At 62.2% G+C, this 15,720-nt stretch carries 19 protein-coding genes; 8 read left to right on the forward strand and 11 right to left on the reverse strand.

Going from position 1 to position 15,720, the window contains the following annotated elements:
- Positions 1-12 precede the first annotated feature (12 nt).
- From ACFMPD_RS00955 to ACFMPD_RS00975, 5 genes are read right to left on the reverse strand one after another with little or no spacing between them, the layout of a single operon-like run.
- Positions 13-726 carry a flagellar hook-basal body complex protein gene (locus ACFMPD_RS00955; RefSeq protein WP_380990645.1) on the reverse strand — a complete coding sequence of 238 codons (714 nt, stop codon included), beginning with the start codon at positions 724-726 and terminating at the stop codon, positions 13-15.
- Positions 726-998 (reverse strand): flagellar biosynthetic protein FliQ, encoded by a 273-nt coding sequence (locus ACFMPD_RS00960; RefSeq protein ID WP_380990648.1) that lies wholly within the window; start codon positions 996-998, stop codon positions 726-728. Before ACFMPD_RS00960 ends, ACFMPD_RS00955 begins: the two co-directional genes overlap by 1 nt.
- Before the next feature lies 1 nt (position 999).
- Positions 1,000-1,290, reverse strand: a complete 291-nt coding sequence (gene fliE / locus ACFMPD_RS00965; protein ID WP_380990651.1) for a flagellar hook-basal body complex protein FliE — start codon at positions 1,288-1,290, stop codon at positions 1,000-1,002.
- A 12-nt stretch (positions 1,291-1,302) separates the two neighbouring features.
- Positions 1,303-1,692: a flagellar basal body rod protein FlgC gene (flgC, locus tag ACFMPD_RS00970; RefSeq protein ID WP_380990653.1), complete on the reverse strand. Its 390-nt coding sequence runs from the start codon at positions 1,690-1,692 to the stop codon at positions 1,303-1,305.
- Positions 1,693-1,703: 11 nt separating this feature from the next.
- Complete coding sequence (locus ACFMPD_RS00975; protein ID WP_380990656.1) at positions 1,704-2,090, reverse strand: FlgB family protein; 387 nt, start codon at positions 2,088-2,090, stop codon at positions 1,704-1,706.
- A gap of 106 nt (positions 2,091-2,196) precedes the next feature.
- On the opposite strand from ACFMPD_RS00975, the gene ACFMPD_RS00980 reads away from it, so the two are divergent.
- The 8 genes from ACFMPD_RS00980 to ACFMPD_RS01015 all read left to right on the forward strand — a co-directional run bounded on the left by ACFMPD_RS00980 (position 2,197) and on the right by ACFMPD_RS01015 (position 8,417).
- Positions 2,197-3,522 carry a FliI/YscN family ATPase gene (locus tag ACFMPD_RS00980; RefSeq protein WP_380991084.1) on the forward strand — a complete coding sequence of 442 codons (1,326 nt, stop codon included), beginning with the start codon at positions 2,197-2,199 and terminating at the stop codon, positions 3,520-3,522.
- A 125-nt stretch (positions 3,523-3,647) separates the two neighbouring features.
- Positions 3,648-4,262, forward strand: coding sequence for a ribonuclease D (locus ACFMPD_RS00985; protein ID WP_380990659.1), 615 nt, complete (start codon positions 3,648-3,650; stop codon positions 4,260-4,262).
- Positions 4,259-5,221, forward strand: coding sequence for a KpsF/GutQ family sugar-phosphate isomerase (locus tag ACFMPD_RS00990; RefSeq protein WP_380990662.1), 963 nt, complete (start codon positions 4,259-4,261; stop codon positions 5,219-5,221). Before ACFMPD_RS00985 ends, ACFMPD_RS00990 begins: the two co-directional genes overlap by 4 nt.
- A 13-nt stretch (positions 5,222-5,234) precedes the next feature.
- The gene (locus ACFMPD_RS00995) at positions 5,235-5,834 is read left to right on the forward strand and encodes an LPS export ABC transporter periplasmic protein LptC (RefSeq protein ID WP_380990665.1); all 600 of its coding nucleotides are present in this window, start codon (positions 5,235-5,237) and stop codon (positions 5,832-5,834) included.
- A gap of 3 nt (positions 5,835-5,837) precedes the next feature.
- Positions 5,838-6,332: a lipopolysaccharide transport periplasmic protein LptA gene (gene lptA, locus ACFMPD_RS01000; RefSeq protein WP_380990668.1), complete on the forward strand. Its 495-nt coding sequence runs from the start codon at positions 5,838-5,840 to the stop codon at positions 6,330-6,332.
- Complete coding sequence (gene lptB / locus ACFMPD_RS01005) at positions 6,329-7,087, forward strand: LPS export ABC transporter ATP-binding protein (RefSeq protein WP_380990671.1); 759 nt, start codon at positions 6,329-6,331, stop codon at positions 7,085-7,087. Before lptA ends, lptB begins: the two co-directional genes overlap by 4 nt.
- Before the next feature lie 248 nt (positions 7,088-7,335).
- Positions 7,336-7,899 (forward strand): ribosome hibernation-promoting factor, HPF/YfiA family, encoded by a 564-nt coding sequence (gene hpf, locus ACFMPD_RS01010; RefSeq protein ID WP_380990674.1) that lies wholly within the window; start codon positions 7,336-7,338, stop codon positions 7,897-7,899.
- Between the two features lie 53 nt (positions 7,900-7,952).
- A complete protein-coding gene (locus ACFMPD_RS01015; protein WP_380990677.1) occupies positions 7,953-8,417 on the forward strand; it encodes a PTS sugar transporter subunit IIA in 465 nt (154 codons plus the stop codon).
- A 19-nt stretch (positions 8,418-8,436) separates the two neighbouring features.
- Here ACFMPD_RS01015 and ACFMPD_RS01020 read toward each other — a convergent pair whose 3' ends face one another.
- From ACFMPD_RS01020 to galU, 6 genes are all read right to left on the reverse strand, one after another.
- Positions 8,437-9,828 carry a nodulation protein NodH gene (locus ACFMPD_RS01020; protein ID WP_380990680.1) on the reverse strand — a complete coding sequence of 464 codons (1,392 nt, stop codon included), beginning with the start codon at positions 9,826-9,828 and terminating at the stop codon, positions 8,437-8,439.
- Positions 9,829-9,873: 45 nt separating this feature from the next.
- Positions 9,874-11,571 carry a DUF5927 domain-containing protein gene (locus tag ACFMPD_RS01025; RefSeq protein ID WP_380990683.1) on the reverse strand — a complete coding sequence of 566 codons (1,698 nt, stop codon included), beginning with the start codon at positions 11,569-11,571 and terminating at the stop codon, positions 9,874-9,876.
- The gene (locus tag ACFMPD_RS01030; protein WP_380990687.1) at positions 11,568-12,554 is read right to left on the reverse strand and encodes a glycosyltransferase family 2 protein; all 987 of its coding nucleotides are present in this window, start codon (positions 12,552-12,554) and stop codon (positions 11,568-11,570) included. Before ACFMPD_RS01030 ends, ACFMPD_RS01025 begins: the two co-directional genes overlap by 4 nt.
- Before the next feature lie 193 nt (positions 12,555-12,747).
- The gene (locus tag ACFMPD_RS01035) at positions 12,748-13,764 is read right to left on the reverse strand and encodes a glycosyltransferase family 2 protein (RefSeq protein ID WP_380990690.1); all 1,017 of its coding nucleotides are present in this window, start codon (positions 13,762-13,764) and stop codon (positions 12,748-12,750) included.
- A 28-nt stretch (positions 13,765-13,792) separates the two neighbouring features.
- Positions 13,793-14,776, reverse strand: coding sequence for a UDP-glucose 4-epimerase GalE (gene galE, locus ACFMPD_RS01040; protein ID WP_380990693.1), 984 nt, complete (start codon positions 14,774-14,776; stop codon positions 13,793-13,795).
- 19 nt (positions 14,777-14,795) lie between these two features.
- Entirely contained in the window at positions 14,796-15,689 is an 894-nt protein-coding gene (galU, locus tag ACFMPD_RS01045) for a UTP--glucose-1-phosphate uridylyltransferase GalU (protein ID WP_380990696.1), read from the reverse strand.
- Between the last annotated feature and the right edge of the window lie 31 nt (positions 15,690-15,720).

Here is a 15,720-nt window from a genome sequence, read left to right on the forward strand (position 1 = left end):
CCTATCCTCTGTTCACTTAATAAGGGTTTTCACGGCGTTTCGGATGCGCTGATCCTCGCGTTCGAGAAAGCTTTGACCCATTTCATAGGCCCGCTGGACCTCGATCATGCGCGAGACCTGCAGGATCGCATTCACGTTTGACGCCTCGACAAAGCCCTGCAGAATGGTGGCATTCTCCGCCGGCTCGACCCCGGCCTCTGCCCTAAACATCACGCCATCCTCGCGCACCAATCCCAGAGGATCAGTGGGGTTGTAGAGCCCGATCTGACCCAGCAACTGACCATCGGCACTGAGCGTACCGTCGGCGGCAACACTGATACCGGCGACGCCGGGAGGCACGAACACCGGCGCACCGCCGGCATCCAGAACCCGGTGGCCGTCCATGGTGACCAGATCGCCATCGGCATTTGGCGAAAAGCTGCCCGACCGCGTCAGTCGCTGGCCGGCGGGCGTGTCCACCAGAAAGAACCCGTCGCCTTCGATTGCAAAATCGAATGTGCCGTTCGTCTGTGTCAGCGCGCCCTGAGCCATCGACGTGTTGCGCACATGGGCCTCGCTCATCGAGAGCGACGACTGACCCGGAGCGGATTTGACGAATTCGGAAAAGATCAATCCCTCTTGCCGAAAGCCCGTAGTCGCCGCGTTGGCGATATTATTCGCGACAATGCGCATCTCGCGCGTCAACCCGGATTGGCGGGACAGGATCACATAGCTGGCAGCGTCCATTACAGATTTCCAATGATCAGCGGGATGATATGGCCATCGAAAAACGCCACCAGCGTCTGGGTCATGAACCCCATGGACAGCCAAAAGACGATGACGATGGCCGCGAGTTTCGGAACGAAGGTCAGGGTCATTTCCTGGATCGACGTCAGGGCCTGGAACAGGCCGATCGCCAGACCGGTCACCAGTGCCACCGTGAGGATCGGAATCGAGACGGTCACGGCGACCCACAGCCCCTGGCGCAGCGTGTCATAGAAGATGCCTTCGGACAGCATGTCAGACCGGCATCCGCAGGATTTCCTGATAGGCCTCAACGACCTTGTTGCGCACCGTGATGGCGGTTTCCACGGCCAGTTCGGTCTGCGCCAGCGCCTGAACCAGCGCATGTGGATCGGCATCGCCGGTCATTGCCGCCATGGCGGTTTCTTCGCCATGCTGCAGAGTTGCGGCAAAGTCCTGAAAGGCCGAGCGGATTTGCGCGCCGGCGCCTTCGGACGCAGGATCGGGCTGTGTGGCGGGGCGCGCCGCACCATAGTTCTGCACGGCAGAGAGAGAGCGAACATCCATTCTGGATCTCCTTTATTTTCGCAAGAGTGCCATCAGGCCGGCAGACATTTGCCGGGACTGGTCGAACATCTTCAGGTTAGCTTCATAGCTGCGCTGCGCCTCGCGGGCGTCAGCGATTTCGATCATCAGATCGACATTGGACCCGTCATAATGGCCCGAATCGTCAGCCAACGGGTGGCTGGGGTCAAAAACCCGCTCAAGCGAGCTTTGGTCCAGCCGCACCCGTCCCACCGAGACCAAATCCGTGTCATTCGGACCGCGCACGGTTTCAAAGGCCACGCTTTTGCGCCGGTATCCCGGCGTGTCCGCATTCGAGATGTTCTCGGAGACGTGGCGCAGACGGGTGGCCTGGGCGCGCAGGGCGCTGGCCGAAACCGAAAGGGCGTTGGAAAATTCACTCATCGTCGCGCCCTCTATGACCGGCCAAGACTGGTGCGCAGGATAGACAGCGAAGACTTGTAGATCGCCAGAGCGCGGTTGTGCTGACTGTTGATCTCGGCGCCTTTCATCAGTTCCAGTTCGACTGAAACCGAATTGCCGTTCGGGTCGGTTTGTGTATCTGTGGCAAAGCTTTGCCAACCGTTCGCGGCACCGGCCGGGGCGTTCAGATGACCCGCACGGCTGGCACGCATGCCAGATGACGCCGCGCCATCATAGACTTGTGCAAAAGGCAGGATGTCACGGGCCTTGTAGCCCGGCGTGTCTGCGTTGGCGACGTTTTCCGCCACGATGGCCTGTCGCTGCCCGGCATGTGTTGCCATGGCGTACGCGGTCTTAAAGACGTTCAATCCTTGGAACATCGGGGCTTCTCCCTCGATCAATTTCAATCAAGGCTTAACCCCGATTCCTTTAGAAAGAGTGTGCAGGGAACAAAAGGAGATCCGAAACGTGACGCTGGACCTGAAAATGCTGCGCGACGAAATCGCCACTGCCCAGATCGCCCGGCCGGTCGGCCGTGTCATCAGCGTGCACGGTGGGACGGTGCAATTGTCCGGCCTCGCCGGCGACGCGCATATTGGCGATCACCTTGTGCTCAGACGTACGCCCGGCACTCCGTTGGCCGGCGAGGTTCTGCAGATTGATCAGAATATTGTGCACATGTTGCCGGACGCAGCACCCGACGGTGTCGCGATCGGTGATCAGGTGGTCCTGCACCGGGTACCGCCCTTTGCGCCGGGTGATCACTGGATCGGTCGCGTCATCGATCCGTATGGTGCGCCTTTGGATGGCAAACCGCTCAGCCGCGGCGGTGTTGTTCACGATCTGATGTCTTCTCCACCGCCCGCGGTCGAGCGGATGCCGTTGGGGGAACGCGTGGCAACAGGCCTGTCGGTCCTGAACACCATGCTGCCGATCGTACAGGGTCAGCGCGTCGGTCTGTTTGCCGGCTCGGGTGTCGGCAAGTCGCGCCTGCTGGCGCAATTGGCGCGCAACATGACGGCCGATATCGTGGTGATCGCGCTGGTCGGCGAACGTGGCCGTGAGGTCAACGATTTCGTCGACCGGGTGTTGGGGCCCGAAGGCATGAAACGCGCCGTCGTTCTGGCCGCAACTTCGGATCAGTCCGCCCTGACCCGCCGACGCTGTGCCTGGGCGGCAATGGCCGCAGCCGAACATTTTCGCGACCAGGGCCTGAACGTGCTGTTCCTGGCCGATTCTGTGACCCGGTTTGCCGAAGCACATCGCGAAATCGCGGTGTCCGGCGGCGAAGCGCCTGCCCTGCGGGGCTTTCCTCCGTCGGTCACGCCGATGATCACCGCCCTCTGCGAACGTGCCGGCCCCGGACGCTTTGGCCAGGGACATATCACTGCCGTGTTCAGCGTGCTGGTCGCCGGGTCGGACATGGACGAGCCCATCGCCGATATCCTGCGCGGGGTTCTGGACGGCCATATTGTGCTGAACCGCGAGATCGCGGAACGGGGCCGTTTCCCGGCCATCGACGTCAGCAGGTCGGTCTCACGCAGCTTGCCCGACGCCGCCAGCGATGCCGAAAACGCCGTGATTGCAGATGTTCGGCGGCTGCTGGGTGCCTATGAACAGTCCGAGGTGATGATCAAGGCCGGTCTCTATGCCGAGGGCGCCGATCCGGTGGTCGATCAGGCGATCCGCGTCTGGCCGGATCTGGACGCCTTCTTTGCCAAGCCCGAGCCGGATAGCATCCGCAACAGTTTCGACCGGCTGGGTTTGATCCTGCGCCGCGCCGCGACACCCGGTGAAAAGCGCCCGCGCTGAGCCCCGCACATGACGCGTCTCGGCCGTTGCCGGGTCCGGCTGTTCCCCGCGGCAGTTGAGTTCGCCGCGCAAAGCGCCTATTTCGGCGTGAAGCCACGCGCCGGGCGCAGACAAGGGACGTAAATTTGGCCAACCACCTCTATCAGAACGATCTGCCCGACGGGCTGGACCTGGGTCCGGCTGTCGCGATTGATTGCGAAACCATGGGACTCAATCCGTATCGCGATCGGCTCTGCGTCATTCAGATGTCCAGCGGGGACGGCGACGCTCATATCGTCCAGGTGGCCAGGGGCCAGACCGCGGCGCCCAATCTCTGCGCCATGCTGGAAAACCCCGAAGTGCTGAAGCTGTTTCATTTCGGCCGATTCGACATCGCCGCAATGTACCACGCCTTTGGTGCTCTGGCAGCTCCGGTCTATTGCACAAAGATCGCCTCGCGGCTGATCCGCACCTATACTGACCGGCACGGATTGAAGAACCTGACCCAGGAATTGCTGGGGATCGATATCAGCAAACAGCAGCAAATGAGCGACTGGGGCGCCGCCGAACTGACCGCTGCACAACTGGATTATGCCGCATCAGACGTGTTGCACCTGCATCGCCTGCGCGACGAACTGGATCGGCGTCTGGCTCGTGAGCAACGGACCGACATCGCCCAGGCCTGTTTCGAATTTCTGCCAACGCGCGCCCGGCTGGATTTGGCCGGCTGGCCCGAAACCGACATCTTTGCGCATTCATGACCAGCACCTTTCAGACAACCGCCCGCCGCGTCATCCGCACCGAGGCCGACGCCCTGGCCCAGCTGGAAGCCGGCCTGAACGACGAGTTTGACCGCGCCATCGAGGTTCTGCTGAACGCGCGCGGCCGCGTGATCGTCAGCGGCATGGGCAAATCCGGCCATATCGCTCGGAAGATCGCCGCCACCTTTGCCAGTACTGGAACTCCGGCGCATTTCGTGCATCCGGCCGAGGCCAGCCACGGCGATCTGGGCATGATGGCGCAGGGCGACGTGGCACTGGTGCTGTCCAATTCGGGCGAAACCCCGGAACTGGCCGATCTGGTCGCCTATACCCGCCGCTTTGCCATCCCCCTGATCGGCGTCGCCAGCCGGCCGGGTTCGACGCTGCTGCGGCAATCGGACGTGGCGCTGGTCCTGCCCCAGGCCGAAGAGGCCTGCGGCACCGGCATCGTTCCGACCTCGTCGACAACGATGACCCTGGCGCTGGGCGATGCGCTGGCGGTCGCGCTGATGGAACACCGGGCCTTTACACCCGAGCATTTCCGCGAATTCCACCCTGGCGGCAAGCTGGGCGCACGCCTGTCCAAAGTGCGCGACCTGATGCATGCCGGCGACGCCCTGCCGCTGGTAGATATGGACACGCCGATGGGCGACACGCTGATCGAGATCAGCCAAAAGGGCTTTGGCGTTGCCGGCGTCTGCGCCCCGGACGGTACGCTGGCCGGGATCATCACCGACGGCGATCTGCGCCGCAAGATGGACGGGCTACTGACCCATGACGCGGGCCAGGTAATGACCGCAGACCCCACTACGATCGGCCCGGACGCGCTGGCCGAAGAGGCGGTGGCGATCATGAACCAGCGCAAGATCACCTGCCTGTTTGTACTGGCGCCCGACGGCCCCACAAATCCGCTGGGGTTGTTGCACATCCATGACTGCCTGCGGGTCGGTCTGGGATAGGGCGGGCGCGACGGTGGATCGCTATTCGCGCCTGGTGGCCTTTTTCAAGGTGCTGCTTCCGCTGGCGGCCCTGGCCATCTTGGCAACGCTGTTCCTGTTGTCGCGCAGTCAGGACATCTCGACGACAATCCCCTTTACCGAGGCCGACGTAACGAGCCGTATGCGCGACCAGCAGGTCACCAAACCGTTCTTTTCCGGCACCACGGCCAAGGGCGAGGAAATCCTGGTCTCTGCCGACGCGGCACGTCCAGGCGGCCAGGGCGACCCAGGCAGCGCCAACAATCTCTCGGCCCGCATCAAGCTGGCCGACGGACGGCAGATCAAGCTGAAATCCGAGACCGGCTCGGTCAACCCGATTTCGGATATGGCAACGTTTCAGGGCAATGTCCGCATCGCCACCTCGACTGGCCTGGTGGTCTTGACAGACATGCTGGACACGGCGCTCAGCGGCATCGACGCCCGCAGCAAGGGCGAGGTCACGGCCACCGGCCCAATGGGTGATCTGACAGCGGGACAGATGCAGATCACATCGAAAAGCGACAGCGACGATGTCCATGTGCTTTTCAAGAATGGCGTTAAGCTGATATACCGTCCGAAACAGCCGGAAAGATAACGAGTGAACCGTCTCAGCGCCCTCATTTTGTGCCTGTCACTCGCCGCTGGTAGCGCCCAGGCGCAGTCGCGGGACACCCGCGTGGCCTTTGGCGCGATCAAGGCCGACACCAGCCTGCCCGTCGAGGTGACGGCGGATGAACTGGCGGTCAACCAGTCCGACGGGTCGGCCGAATTCACCGGAAATGTTCGGGTCAGCCAGGGCGTCATGCGTCTGAGCGCCGACCGGGTTCAGGTGATCTATAACCAGGACGAGAGCGGGGTCGAAAGGCTGCAGGCGACCGGCGATGTGGTGCTGGTAAATGGCCCGGATGCCGCCCAGGCCGATCGGGCAGATTACAGCATCGACACCGGCGTGATCGTGATGACGGGCAATGTTCTGTTGACCCAGGGGCCAAACGCGCTGACCTCGGAAAGAATGACGGTGAACCTGACCACCGGCACCGCCAACATGTCGGGCCGGGTCAAAACCATCCTGCAAACGGGCGAAGACCAATGAAGACGCCGAATCTCAAGGTGACCAAAGGTACATCCGGCCTGCGCATCGAGCATCTGCGCAAGTCCTTTCGCAAAAAGGTCGTTATCCGCGATGTCACCATGGCGGTGGAGCGGGGCCAGGTCGCTGCCCTGCTGGGCCCCAACGGATCGGGCAAGACCACCACCTTTTACGCCATCGCCGGGCTGGTCTTTCCCGAGGCGGGCCGCGTCACCATTGACGGCCAGGTCGTGACCAATCTGCCAATGTACCGCCGTGCCCGGCTGGGCATCGGGTATCTGCCCCAGGAGATGTCGATCTTTCGCGGTCTCAGCGTCGAGGACAACATCTCGGCGGTGCTGGACATCAGCCAGCGCGATCATCACAAGCGCCGCGAGCGGCTCGAAGAACTGCTGTCGGATTTCTCGATCGAGCACCTGCGCCGGGCCCCGGCATTGGCGCTGTCGGGCGGCGAACGTCGGCGTGTCGAGATTGCCAGATGCCTTGCAGCGGATCCGAAATACCTGCTGCTGGACGAACCCTTTGCCGGCGTCGACCCGATTTCGGTTGGCGATATCCGTCACCTGGTCGCCGACCTGAAAAAACGCGGCATCGGCGTGCTGATCACCGATCACAACGTGCGCGAGACGCTGGAAATCGTCGATCACGCTTATATTCTGCATGACGGACAGGTTCTGATGTCCGGCACGCCCGCCGAGGTCGTGGAAAACGAGAATGTGCGACGCGTCTACCTGGGCGAGAATTTCCGCATTTCGTGACCCTCCGTGAGGAAATGCAGGTCGCTCTCCGACAAAAAATGATACGCCTTTGCATTGACTCTGACCGTGACTGTCGCCTCAAATGGACTCATGGCAAGTGCACAATCTGATGCAGCGACTGGAACTACCTTCGGCGCAAGTGTGGTACCTGTGTATCATTTCGCACTGCCAACCCCTCTCATCCGGCCATGACGTCTGCGCGGCCAATGCCTGCCGCGATGCCGGGTGAATAAAATGAAGGAGAACAGATGCGTTACCAAATCAGCGGAAAACAGATCGATATTGGCGAAGCTCTGCAGACGCACGTCAAGACCGAACTGAACGAAGTGGTACAGAAATATGCGGAACGGCCGACCGGCGCCAACGTGATCTTCTCTCGCGCGGCCAGCGAATTTGTCTGTGAGGCGACCATTCACCTGTCGACGGGTCTGAATGCCACCGCCAAGGCCCACGCGCACGAGATTTACGCCGCCTTCGAAGGCTGCGCCGAGAAGCTGGAAAAGCAGTTGCGCCGCTACAAGCGCAGGTTGAAAGACCATCACAAAGACCGCTCGGAACCGGTTGAACTCTTTGGCGCGTCCTCGTATATCCTCGCCTCGGAAGAACAGGCCGAGGATGCCGAACCGGCCTCGCTGCAGCCGATCATTGTCGCCGAGATGGAAACACAGATACCGTCGTTGTCTGTGGGCGAAGCCGTGATGCAGATGGAGCTGGCCGGTGCACCGATCCTGGTTTTCCGCAACGAAGGCAAAGAGGGGTTGAACGTGGTGTATCGCCGGGATGACGGCAACATCGGGTGGATCGACCCCTGACCGCCGCAGATTGACCCGGCGTGCCGCCAGGCGCGCCAGAGGAGAGCGCGACCATGGAACTGTCCAGAATTCTGAAACCTGATGCCGTAAAGGTGTTTTCAGCCGCTTCCAGCAAGAAGCGGCTGTTCCAGGAACTGGGCGATGTGGCCAACAGCGCCTATGGGCTGGACGCCGGCTCGACGGTCGACGCATTGCTGGACCGTGAAAGCCTTGGTCCCACCGGCGTTGGTCATGGCGTCGCGCTGCCGCATGCCCGCTTGGCTGGTCTGGACCGCGTGGTCGGCGTTTTCATCATGCTGGAAAAACCCATCGATTTCGGGTCCGTGGACCGTCAGCCGGTCGATATCGCCTTTGCCCTGTTCGCCCCCGAAGATGCCGGTGTCGAGCATCTCAAGGCACTGGCGCTGGTCTCGCGCACCCTGCGCGAGCCCGCCCTCTGCTCCAAGCTGCGGGCCAATCTCGACCCCACGACACTGTATGCTCTGCTGACCGAGGCGCAGTCCAGCCAGGCCGCCTAGGCCGGCGGCACAGGCCGTTTCAGTCCCCGCGCCAAGGGCCAAAGCCGAACATCATATAGTCGCGCTGATAGACCGTGGCGATACGTGCCTCGAGCGTATCGTCGTAGATTTGCGCCAAATCGAAAGGCGTATCCGGCGCGAACCTCGCCAATGGGGGCGCGGCATCCCGCCCGGTCAATGCGGCGAGTACAGGCAGAATCGCGGCCAAATCCCCTTCGCGCAGCACGAAATCAGGTTGGGCAAAGTCGGCAAAACCCGCCAGCGCTGCCGCCTGGGTGCCCCAGGCGGCATCCGGGCGCATCGCGACCTGACCGGCCAGACTGGCCTGCACAAAGTCGAGAAACCGATCAAAGGCCGCGCGGTGGCGGGTCAGATCATAACCCGCCCCTGGTCCGTCTTTCGGCAGTTTCAGTTGAAACTGGCGCCGCAGGGTCTGACGCAGACGGCCATCGCCCTTGCTCGGCGACAGGACACGCTGACAGAACACCGCATGCGCCCGCGCCGCCGGATGGCGCAGCACGGTAAAGCTGCGATGCCCGGGATGGCGGCGTTTCCAATGCCGCAGGCGTTTCTGGTTCAACCCGCGCCCCAGTTCCGACGGCGCCGCACCATCCAGAGCCGCAAGCCAATCCGCAATCTCGGTATCGGGACCGCCGGGCACTGGCATGTACAACAGCGGCGCCCGGGCGGCGGTAACATAGCCGGGCACGGCCGGCCCGCGCCGGGGTTCGAAATTCGGCATGTGCGCAAGGTTGAACCACTCCATCCCGGCCAGCGCCTCGGCCATCTCGTCGGGATTGGTCACCTTGGCCGCGATCGGGCCGGGATTCTGCGGCTTGAGACTGGGGTCCAGCCCGTCCAGCCGGCCCGCCACGCCCAGCCACTGCGCCAGCCCGTTGATCGCGGCGACATCCTGCAGGTCCTCGTATGCCAGGTGAAAGGCGGTCTGCCCGGTGATCTGCAACCGGTTTTGCAACGCCGCCCGAAACGCCTGCTGAATCTCGAGATGGCGCACGAACTCGTCAGCCAGAAATGTGATCCTAGTTTCCTTGCGCCGCTTGATATCGGTCAGCTTCCACTGCCCGGTCGCCTTGGCGATCTTCCAGGACACGTAGCTGTCCAGCGGGTTGCGGGTCAGCACGATCTTGCCGCATCGCGGGTCGTGCAGAATCTGGTCCAGGACACGGGGATCGTGATCGTGAAAATACCGAAAACCGCCCAGCGCAGCGGGCACCGCGCGCACAGCCGCGATCAGCGCGGCCGGATCGGCATCGCGCTGCGGTCGGGTGACACCCAGGATATCGGAACGGTTCGGATAGCCAATGAAATGCGGGTTGAACGCCTCGCCGAAACACTGGACCCCATCAATCGCGTTCAGATTGGATTCCAGAAAATTGGATCCGGTGCGCATCTCGGCAAACAACACGAAAAAATCGAAGGGACCCGGCATCGCGCGCTATCGCACCAGATAGGGTTTGCGCGGCGTCTTGGGCGCCCTCAACGCCGCCGGATCGACCGGGAAATCGCCCGTCAGATAGGGGTGCATACCCTGATTTTTGAGATTCTGCAGGAATTTTCCAAAGCCCGCCAGATCGACCATGTTAGGAGCCTCGGTCAGATGATTGGGACGCGTGTCGGCGATCTCGTCGATGATCGCCTGCAAATTCGCCATCGGTGCATCGACAAAATCGGCCAGGTTCCAGATGCGCACCTTGGCCCGTGTCGCGGGCGATCCAAGGTGTTGGAGATAGACGTTTTCGATTTTTTGCAATCGGGCCGCCTCCTTGCGCAGATCGGCGAAATTGCGGTTTGAGTGAAACAGCGGCAGCGCCCAGGCACCAGATATCACCGAAATATGAGCGTTTGGATCGCGCACCAGCATCCCGGTGATCTGCTGATTGTCGCCGGGTCCGAACTGAAAACACTGACGTTCGCCCCGGGTGTTCCAGATCAGACTGCACAGAAAGGCCTCGGGGGCATAGTCGCGTTTTCGCGCGCTGTCGCTCAGCCCGCCCTTATACAGGGTCCGGTCACCGTGGAAACCGACCCTATCCGGCGCAAACAGATGGCCATGTACCCGGGCACCCGTGGCCCGCTCGAGCCAGGTTTCGAAATCGCTGAACAGATCGACAAACCCCTGAAATACCGAATAGGGGGATGCGGTCGGGCGCGTATTCCGACTGCGCCGCGGCAACCGGCTCTGCATGTACAGGCCAGAGCGCCCGCGCAGACGCCGCTCGGCGGCGCGGGCAAAGACGCGGTCGATCTTGCCGGGATTCAGGCTGCCTTGGCCCGGCGCGACGGGCTTGCCCGACAGGAACGCCTTGTACAGGCGATCCGCTCCCGGCCAGATCTTGCGCGCAACGAAATGGCCGGAGCCACGCAGCAAATGCAGGTGATCGTCATAAAAGACATGCGGCTTGCCCTGGTGGTCGAACTTGGAAAGGGTCAGCGACCGGCTTTCGATATCGGTCGAATAGCGCCGCACCAGCGTCTGGAAATAGCTTTCATCCGGAATCCAGACATGCCGGAAATAGCGGTCATGTGCGGCCCGGTTCGGATCCTGCAGAATTGCCGACAGGGTCTGGCGCGTCAGGCACCACCACTGGCTGCCCATATGCGGCACCAATCCCTCGGGTATTCGTCGGCGCAGGCGCAGTCGGCGCTGCAGCGCGACATAGCGATCAAACAGATAGCGGTTCTTCTTCCACGAAAACGGGAAACGCAGGGTGAATCGTTCCTGTTCCAGCCCACCAACCGTCCAGGGCACATCCGACGTGGTCGCGCTTTCGATAAAATCCGTGCGTGGATGCGCGGTCAGATAATCCATCAGTTCCGACACCGGCCGCAGTGGCAGACAGGCCCCCGAGGTCAGGTACACGTGATGCACCTGGGCAAAACTGTCCAACAGCAACTCGGACGCCGATTGCGACGCCGCGACGATGCCCCAGGTGCCCCATTCGCAGCGGTGACGGCGGCAGAAGCGCACCAGCGGATCATCCGCCAAATCCGCCTGGAACGCCCGGTATTCAGCCAGCGGCACCTGGGAATCCACATGCAGCACAACCGGGCAACCGGCGCCGGTCCAGTGCCGGACGATTTGCGCGGCCCGATCCAGATCCCGGTGCACCAGCATCGCGACCCCGAGGCTCATGCCCAGCTCCCCTTGGAAATCAGGCCCAGAACCTCGAGCTGACGCCAGTTCAGGTATTTCTCGCTCCACTCGCACCACAAGTCTGTTTGATCCTCTAGCCCCGCCGCATAGGCGCTATATTCCGAGGAATTAGCATAGTGCTGATTGCGCGCCAGTTCTTCGGCCGCCTTGACGGAAAACGTATCCAGAAATTTCGGATGCAACAGGACACCGCTGGCCTTTTCGCCGCCCCATTCCTCGTAAACCTGGTTCAGCCCGCGCGGCAGCAGCGCGTGGGTCGAACTGACATAGGCATAGCGCCGGTCCCATTTCACCAACGGAATCTTGTTCAGGGCCGGGGCCTTTTTCGGCGTATCAGAGAAAAAGACCCGACTGCGCGGCCCGCCCTGAATCCACAGGTTGCCATAGCGCGGGTTCTTTTTCAGCGTATAGTTGCCACTGTCAAACCAGGCCGCGATCTCCATCGGGTTGTGTCCCGGCTGATAGGGCTGTGCGTCCAGCCGCCCCTTGGGGTACATGTCCAGCAACATCGCGCCAAAGCTGCGGATCGAGGACTGGTCCAACCAGTCGGTCAGCGCCGGCAGCGGACGCGTATCGCAGAACGGATAGACCAGGAATTCATCCGGATCGACCACCAGGGTCCAGTGACCATGCCCATGGCGCCGCTGCAGCCCGTTCAGCCAGTCGATCCCGAAGCCGGCCGATTTATAGCTGGCGTGGGTGTGCCAGACCGAGACGTCCGGCTGCGCCGCCAGATAGGCGCCGGACCCGTCCTTGCTGTCATTGTCGACGATCAGGAAATGGCCGATGCCCAGCCGCCGGTAATAGTCCAGAAAGTAGGGCAGGCGAACCTGTTCATTGCGAATGCTGCTGAACAGCAGAATGTCATCCGGGGCGATCTGATCGGTGCGGTCGCAAAGCGTGCGCAACTCGCGGGATTTTCGTACAGCGCGGAACAGACGGCGCCGACGCCGAACCCGCATACGGTAAGAATCCCAAAGTCCCACGTTCTGTCCAATCCGACCATATCCGCAGCGCCGCAATCCCGGCGTGCGACGCCATTGACCGGCTCGCCTGTGCAGCGCGCAACATGTTACAGTTTTGTTTATTGAATCATAGAATTTAGAAAGCGTTACAAGGCAAGGGGAAAATCCGGGACCCCGAAGCGGCGGGTCGCTACCAGTCTCCCGATTGCAGCAGGCCCAAGGTCCGCAATTGCCGCCAGTCGCAGTAGCGCTGCGACCGGGCGTGCCACAGATCGGGATTGGCCGCGAGGCCATCGTAATAGGAATCAAACTGCGGCGGATCGTGAAAATGCTGCCTGCGGGCCTTTTCCACAATGGCACGGTCCGTGATCGTCGGCAGGAACTTGCTGTGCAGCAGAACCCCGGATGGTGCCTGTCCACCCGGTCCGTCATAGGCGCCGTTCAGATGCGGCGGCAGCACGGCGTGACAGGAATTGACATAGGCATAACGCCGGTTCCAGCGCATCAGCGGCAGCTTGTTCAGGGTTGGCGACCGCTGCGGGCTGTCGGCAAAAAACACGCGCTCACGCGCGCCGCCCTGCACCCACAGGTTACCCATGGGCGCCTGTCGCAGGCTCCGATAGGGGCCGGGGTCGAACCATTCCAGCACCTCGGTCGGATCCTGTCCCGGGCAATAGCGACGGTCCGCGAGCCGCCCTTTCGGATACAAGTCGAGAACCAGCGCGCCAAAGGCGTTTCGCCCTTTCGAATCCAGCCATCGGGTCAGGTCTGGCAGCGGGCGGCGGTCGTGATCGGCATAGATCAGAATCTCGTCGGCATCGACCATCAGACACCAGTGGTTATGCGCGTATTTCATTTGCAGCCAGGTCAGCCAGTCCAGCCCGAACCGGGCGTCGCGATAACTGTGCGTCGTGGTCCACAGCGCAACATCCGGCTGATCCGCCAGGATCGCGGCGGTGCCATCGTCACTGTCATTGTCCACGATCAGAAATCGCGACACGCCCAGGCGCCGATAATGCTTCAGGAAAAATGGCAGGCGCTCGCGTTCGTTGCGCATGACCGAAACGGCCAGAATGTCGCGCGAGCCGATGCCAGCGGTTCGATCGCAGACACAGCGCAACTGACGGCGGCTGCGCCAGGACCGCCACAGCAAGCGCCGCCGTTTCCATCGCATGCGATAGGCCATCCAGGCCGATCGGGGCGGCATCGCGGGAACGGGCGCACGCGTCACAGGGTCAGCTTTCGTAATGCCCCGTGCGGTGCCAGCGCCAGGCATCCTCGATCATTGTGCTCAGGTTCGAACGCGCGGGCGTCCAGCCCAGTTCCTGTTCCGCCCGGACCGACCCCGAGACCAGCTTGGTGCAATCCCCGCCGCGACGCGGCCCGACCACATAGGGTACGTCCCGGTTGGTCACACTGCGCGAATGGTCGATTACTTCGCGCACCGAAAAACCGCTGCCGGTGCCCAGGTTGAATACCCGGCTGCCTTTGTCCTGTTCCAGCCAACCCAGCCCCAGAACATGCGCATCGACCAGATCACAGACATGCACATAGTCTCGGATGCAGGTGCCATCGGGCGTGTCGTAATCGGTGCCAAACACCGTCAGCGCATCGCGCTGGCCGTCAATCGCCTCGAGCATCAGCGGCACCAGATGGGTTTCCGGGCGGTGATGCTCGCCGACTTCGGCCTCGGGGTCGGCGCCGGCGACATTGAAATAGCGAAAGATCACGTGCCGCAGTCCATGCGCCGCCTCGAAATCGCGCAGGATATCCTCGATCGCGCGCTTGCTGGCGCCATAGGCGTTCAGCGGCGCCTGCGGCGTGTTTTCATCCAGCACCACATTGTCGTGTTCGCCATAGGTGGCGCAGGTCGACGAGAACACGAAATCCAGACAACCGGCGGCAACTGCCGCCTCGATCAGCGTCAGCGATCCCTCTACGTTGTTGCGCCAGTAGCGCCCCGGCTCGGCCATCGCCTCGCCGACCTGACTGAGGGCGGCGAAATGCATCACCGCCGCCGGCTTGTGGGTTGCAAAGACCTGATCCAGCCGCGCCCGGTCCAGCAGGTCGCCCTGTTCGAACGGGCCAAACTTGACTGCGTCGCGCCAGCCGGTCACCAGATTGTCATAGGTTACCGGCGTGTAACCCGCCGCTTTCAACGCTTTACAGGCGTGCGAGCCAATATAGCCCGCGCCGCCGGTCACCAGAATCGTGGTCACGATTTGCCCCCGTGCGCCGCTATTCGGCGGCTTTGTCCAGCTGGATTACCTCGCGCAGATAGCGCGACAGGTCCTCGCGCAGATCGTCGCGCGCCAGAGCAAATGCGACAGTCGCCTGCAGGAACCCGGCCTTGGAGCCGCAATCGAAGCGCTGACCCCGGAACCGGTACCCATAGACGGTGTTTTCGGTGCCGATGTCCTGGGCGATGGCATCGGTCAATTGGATCTCGCCGCCGGCTCCTGACTTCATCTTGTTCAGATTGCTCAGAACCGAGGGGCTCAGGATATAGCGTCCGATCACCGCCAGATTCGACGGCGCGACATCGGGATCGGGCTTTTCAACCATGCCCTTGACCGACACGATGGTGCCCATGTCCTCTTGTACGTCCAGCACGCCATAGGCCGACGCCTTTTCGGGCGGCACCTCCATGGCAGCGACCATGTTGCCGCCGGTTTCCTCATAGGCCTCGACCATCTGCTGCAGGCACGGGGTCTCGGCCGCGATGACGTCATCGGGCAGGATGACGGCAAAGGGTTCGTTGGCGATCAGGCGGCGGGCGCACCACACGGCATGGCCCAGACCCAGCGCCCGGTGCTGCCGGATATAGGCGATGGCGCCGCTTTCCATGTTGGTGGCCTTCAGCACCTCCAGCAGATCGGTCTTGCCCTTGCGGCGCAGCTCCTGTTCCAGGATCTGTGAATGGTCGAAATAGTCTTCCAGCGCACCCTTGCCCTTGGAGGTGACAAAGATGAACTCCTTGATCCCGGCCGCGCGCGCCTCGTCGATGGCGTATTGCACCAGCGGCCGGTCAACCAGCGTCATGATTTCCTTGGGAACCGATTTGGTGGCGGGCAGGAAGCGCGTTCCCAAGCCGGCAACCGGAAAAATGGCCTTTGTTACTCTCTTACTCATGAGTCTTCCTTGGTTCGAAATGCACTGCACT

Origin of the sequence: Sedimentitalea sediminis, assembly GCF_042687825.1 — a bacterium.
Taxonomy (GTDB): domain Bacteria; phylum Pseudomonadota; class Alphaproteobacteria; order Rhodobacterales; family Rhodobacteraceae; genus Sedimentitalea.

Coding starts and splice junctions, on each gene's coding strand:
- ACFMPD_RS01030 (WP_380990687.1), bottom strand. CDS start 12,554: ATGCGGGTTCGGCGTCGGCGCCGTCTGTTCCGCGCTGTACGAAAATCC.
- fliE (WP_380990651.1), bottom strand. CDS start 1,290: ATGGATGTTCGCTCTCTCTCTGCCGTGCAGAACTATGGTGCGGCGCGC.
- ACFMPD_RS00975 (WP_380990656.1), bottom strand. CDS start 2,090: ATGTTCCAAGGATTGAACGTCTTTAAGACCGCGTACGCCATGGCAACA.
- hpf (WP_380990674.1), top strand. CDS start 7,336: ATGCGTTACCAAATCAGCGGAAAACAGATCGATATTGGCGAAGCTCTG.
- lptB (WP_380990671.1), top strand. CDS start 6,329: ATGAAGACGCCGAATCTCAAGGTGACCAAAGGTACATCCGGCCTGCGC.
- ACFMPD_RS01020 (WP_380990680.1), bottom strand. CDS start 9,828: ATGCGCACCGGATCCAATTTTCTGGAATCCAATCTGAACGCGATTGAT.
- ACFMPD_RS01015 (WP_380990677.1), top strand. CDS start 7,953: ATGGAACTGTCCAGAATTCTGAAACCTGATGCCGTAAAGGTGTTTTCA.
- flgC (WP_380990653.1), bottom strand. CDS start 1,692: ATGAGTGAATTTTCCAACGCCCTTTCGGTTTCGGCCAGCGCCCTGCGC.
- ACFMPD_RS00960 (WP_380990648.1), bottom strand. CDS start 998: ATGCTGTCCGAAGGCATCTTCTATGACACGCTGCGCCAGGGGCTGTGG.
- galU (WP_380990696.1), bottom strand. CDS start 15,689: ATGAGTAAGAGAGTAACAAAGGCCATTTTTCCGGTTGCCGGCTTGGGA.
- ACFMPD_RS01025 (WP_380990683.1), bottom strand. CDS start 11,571: ATGAGCCTCGGGGTCGCGATGCTGGTGCACCGGGATCTGGATCGGGCC.
- ACFMPD_RS00990 (WP_380990662.1), top strand. CDS start 4,259: ATGACCAGCACCTTTCAGACAACCGCCCGCCGCGTCATCCGCACCGAG.
- ACFMPD_RS00980 (WP_380991084.1), top strand. CDS start 2,197: ATGCTGCGCGACGAAATCGCCACTGCCCAGATCGCCCGGCCGGTCGGC.
- ACFMPD_RS00955 (WP_380990645.1), bottom strand. CDS start 726: ATGGACGCTGCCAGCTATGTGATCCTGTCCCGCCAATCCGGGTTGACG.
- ACFMPD_RS01035 (WP_380990690.1), bottom strand. CDS start 13,764: ATGCCGCCCCGATCGGCCTGGATGGCCTATCGCATGCGATGGAAACGG.